This window comes from Arthrobacter sp. Hiyo1, from assembly GCF_001263615.2.
In the GTDB taxonomy this organism is placed as follows: Bacteria; Actinomycetota; Actinomycetes; order Actinomycetales; family Micrococcaceae; genus Arthrobacter.
In genome coordinates, this window is record NZ_DF952476.1 from 70,669 (window position 1) to 71,543 (window position 875).

1 protein-coding gene is annotated in these 875 nt (G+C 65.3%); it reads left to right on the forward strand.

Annotation, left to right across the window (positions count from 1 at the left end):
• Positions 1-875 (forward strand): glutamate--cysteine ligase (locus AHiyo1_RS20750; RefSeq protein ID WP_059389849.1); only part of this gene is annotated, 875 nt, incomplete at both ends.

Below are 875 nucleotides of genomic sequence, written 5' to 3' on the forward strand. Positions count from 1 at the left end.
CACGGCGCTCGGATCGCCGCGTTGGCCACATCGCCCGTGGACGCCGCGTTGCACACCACTCCGGATCCCCGGTACGCCATCATGCTCGAACGGTTCGGTATCACGGCGCACGAACAGCTCACGTGCGGATTCCACGTGCACACATCGATCGAGTCCCCCGAGGAAGGCGTGATGGTCTTGGACCGCATCCGGGACAAGCTCGCGGTCTTCACGGCGATGAGCGCCAATTCTCCCTACTGGCGTGGCCTGGCCACGGGTTTTGAGAGCTATCGGACGCAGGCGTGGAACCGCTGGCCTTCGTCGGGGCCGTCAGCCATCTTCGGTTCCCTGGCTGCTTACCGGCGGGTTGTCCGGAGGCTCATCGAAACGGGAGTGCTGCTGGACGAGGGGATGGTCTACTTCGACGCCAGGCTGTCCCGGCACGTTCCCACGGTGGAGGTCCGGGTGGCCGATGTCTGCCTCCGGGCCGAGGATGCGGCGCTCATCGCGGTGCTCGTCAGGGCACTGGTTGAGACTTCTGTTCGTGAATACCATGCCGGAATAGAGCCCGCTGCCGTGCCCACTGCGCTTTTGCGGATGGCGTCCTGGCAAGCAAGCAACTTCGGACTGCGTACCGAACTGCTGGACTTCGGAACCTTTCGCCCGGAACCCGCCGCCGACGTCGTCTGGTCGTTGGTGGAATACTTGGAACCAGTGCTCGCCGAACAGGGTGAATTCGACTTGGTCCAAACCGGCGTGGCAGCCATCTTGAGCCGTGGCAACGGCGCTATCGAACAGCGTGGTGTTGCCGGGCGCTGGAGCGAGAGCAACGGGAGCGCGCCCGACGCCGCCGGGCTGGCCGCCGTCGTCGAGCACGCCGTCCAGATCACGATGCG